Below are 3,351 nucleotides of genomic sequence, written 5' to 3'. Positions count from 1 at the left end.
GCCACCGAACCGGTAAACGACAGATGCCGGACGCCGGGGTGCGCGGCGAGCGCTGCGCCCGCCTCCTCTCCCAGGCCCGGCACGACGTTGAGCGCCCCGGCCGGAAACCACGCCTCGCGCGCAAGCTCGGCGAGCGCGAGCGAGGTGAGGCAGGCTTCTTCCGCCGGCTTCAAGACGCAGGCGTTTCCCATCGCCAGCGCAGCGCCGATGGTGCGGCCGGCGATCTGCATCGGATAGTTCCACGGCACGATATGGCCGGTGACGCCGTGCGGCTCCCGCAAGGTGTAGACGGTGTAGCCGTCGAGATACGGAATGGTCTCGCCCATCACCTTGTCTGCGGCGCCGGCGTAGAACTCCATGTACCGGGCCATCGCCAGCGCGTCGGCGCGGCCCTGCTTCAGCGGCTTGCCGACGTCGAGCGCCTCGATCCGCGCCAGCTCCTCGACCCGGCTTTTCACCAGCTCGCTGAGCCTCATCATGAGTCGCCCGCGCTCGGTCGCGGTGAGCCGGCCCCAATCGCCGGCGAGCGCCTGCTCCGCCGCTTCCACCGCCGCGTCGACGTCGGCCGCCGTCCCGCGCGCGATGGCGCCGATTGCGGCGCCCCGCGACGGGTCCTCGAGCGGAAGCGTCTGGCCGGACGCCGGCGCCACCCAGCGGCCGTCGATGAAGCACTGGTCGGTGGGGTACCAGGTCAGCCTGGATGCCGCATTCACGTCCAACCCTCCGTTCGCCTCCGCCGCCTCTGGCCTCGTCCCGCCGCACAATCGGCGCGTCTGTCCGCGATCGCAAGGGCCGTCATGGCGCCGATCTCTCGCTACGTCGGCGGCCGCGACCGCGGTTTTCGGACAGCTGCCCCGCCTTTTCAATGACTTGAACCCGATTTTGCCCGACTCTTTAGCCCGGCGCCAAGCGATTTCAAGGACTTATCGGCCAATGGGCGATTCTCGGCGCCCTTCAACGAACGAGGGAGCGCCGGCCGGGCCGAGGCGGGCGTCGTTGTGGGTCCCGAACCGAGCCAGCCGCCGATCGCCAGGACGGCGCCGATCCCAGCGTGAGAGGCGCGGATCCCAAGCCGACGCGGCGCCGATCCCAAGTCCACCCCAAACGTTCGGAAGATCTGCCCATTGTCGTTTGCTGACATTCCAAAGCGTTACCTTCGATCCCGTCTGCGATCGTCGCAGGCGTCCGCGTTCCCGCTCGGCGGGCCCCGGCGTCACCCGACGGGTTGACGCCAAGGCGGCGCGGCGCGCGCGCCGGGCGACCCGCCCCGGATCGAACCGGCAGGCGGGTCCGATCGCCGGCCATTGAGGCCAGACTAGGACCGGATTCTCTTTTTTCCAAGACTTTGTCTAGCTCATTCCGATGATAAGATAATCGAGCCCCGGCTGCCTGGTGGCCGCCTTGGGCGCGTCCTCTCTCGACCGGCTCGAGGCCGCCCTCGCCGTCGCAATGGGGGGAAGGACGATCGCGTGCCCAGGCGGAGAGAATCGGGGGTCTGATGATCTGGATGGATCGGCACACGGACGCGGCCGTCGACCGCCTGGTGTCATTCCGCCGCGTGACGGGAACGGCCGCTGTGCGCACATAGCGGTCGTCCGCAGACGGCGTCCCGAACGGGTCAAATCGACCCTGAGCCGCCCTTGGCGATCAACCCCGTGCGGGTGGTGAGCGCCAGAAAGCCGCCGTCGATTGAAGGGGACAGTCGCGCTAGGACGTGCTGTTCCCCGCAAGCCCGGAACGCGTCAACTCGACCCAAAGCGGACATTCCTCCCTAAAATTGTCCCGCCACCAAGCGGGATACGACCGTGGGCTCGAAATCTGTTCAACCAATGGCGGCGGCCATCGGTACCCCTGAGGTCCGGTCAGATGACCCTCAGATAACCCATCATGCCGTTTTTCTGATGCTCGATGACATGACAGTGAAACATCCAATCCCCGGGATTGTTGGCGATGAACGCGACTTCGGCCCGTTCTCCCGGCGTCAGGAGAATGGTGTCGGCGTGATGCGCGGGGAGATTGCGCTGGTCCGAGCTCAGGAAGGTTAAGCTGTGTCCGTGAATGTGGATGGGATGGGAAAAATCGGTGTCGTTCCAGAGTTCGAACACGTATGAGCGACCGCGTTGCAACACGGCGAGCGGCGGCGGCAAGCGCGGATGGTCGCGGTCCGGCCAGCTCTGGCCATTGATCGACCAGAAACCGCGTGAGCTCAGGCAGATCGCCGCGACCGCGACGCCCAAAGCGGTCTCAGTCGCGGCGATCGCTGCGCCGGCGGGGCTGGACTGCAAGCGGAAGCCGATGCGCGTCGCGTGCGCAAGATCGGGCGCAGGGATGCGGCCGGCGCGCAGCGGCGCCGGGTCGAACGCGCGCGCCTGTCGCGGTGCCCCGAGCCCAACCAGTCGTGCAAGCTCGATGTGACTTTCGGCGGAACTGTCGACCAGCGAGGCGACGCCGCCCGGCGGCGGGCTGCGCAGCACGAGGTCCATGCGCATCCCGGGACCCATCGCCCACGTCGTCAGCGTCACGAGCGGAATGGCCACGCCGTCGATCGCCGCGATGACGGCGTCGGCACCCTCGACGCCTATCCGCATGATGCGGGTCGGGTCAGAGTTGATGATGCGGAGCCGGCAGTCCGACGACGCTGGCAACGAAATTCGCGGATTGTCGGCGCCGTTGACGCTCCGTAGCGGCCCATAGGTGCCGGCGCGGCCGGCGCCGCGCAGCGTCGCAAAGGAAGCAAATTCTGCCGTTCCCGGCTCGATCCTCCAATCGCGCAGCAGGAGCACGATGTCGGCGTCATAGGGTTCGGTGACGTCCCCATCGATGATGAGAATGCCCTCGAGGCCGCTACCGAGCTGCTCGACGGTGTTGCAATGGGTGTGAAAGAAAAATGTGCCGGCGTCCGGCGGAGCGAACGCGTAGCGGAAGCTCTCGCCGGGCCACACGGGCCGTTGCACGAGGTAGGGCACGCCGTCCTGATCGTTTGGCAGGCGTATGCCATGCCAATGGATGGACGTCGTTTCGTCGGCGCGGGGCAGTTGATTCTTCAATGTCGCTTCCAGCCGGTCGCCGAGTTCGAGACGAATCAAGGGCGGCCATGCACCTTCAGCGAAGGTCCAGAGCGGAAGCGCGGCACCGCCGAAACACGCCAGCGCGGTGGGGCGTTCGGCGGCGATGAGCTCGACTGCGACGATCTTGCCGGCGACGGGTGCGACCTCGGGGCCGAGCGCGCGGCCTCGGGGTGCCCGGGTGGCCGAACCGAACAGGCAGACCGCCCCGGCCCCTGAGACAAGCTGCCTGCGCGTCAGCATCTTCGGGTCCGTTTCCTTTGCCTCTCGTCTAGCTCACCCGAGC

2 protein-coding genes are annotated in these 3,351 nt (G+C 67.4%); both read right to left on the bottom strand.

Translation table 11 applies throughout. The features are described 5' to 3' along the window. The coding region (locus tag ACLP25_RS02210; protein WP_442467608.1) for an aldehyde dehydrogenase family protein at positions 1 to 713 on the bottom strand (713 nt) is incomplete at its 3' end. Positions 714 to 1,862: 1,149 nt separating this feature from the next. After that, complete coding sequence (locus ACLP25_RS02205; RefSeq protein WP_442467606.1) at positions 1,863 to 3,308, bottom strand: multicopper oxidase family protein; 1,446 nt, start codon at positions 3,306 to 3,308, stop codon at positions 1,863 to 1,865. Between the last annotated feature and the right edge of the window lie 43 nt (positions 3,309 to 3,351).

This window comes from Roseiarcus sp., assembly GCF_052145395.1.
GTDB lineage: Bacteria > Pseudomonadota > Alphaproteobacteria > Rhizobiales > Beijerinckiaceae > Roseiarcus.
The sequence above is the reverse complement of the archived record's forward strand: the minus strand, read 5'-3'. Positions and strand labels throughout refer to the sequence as shown.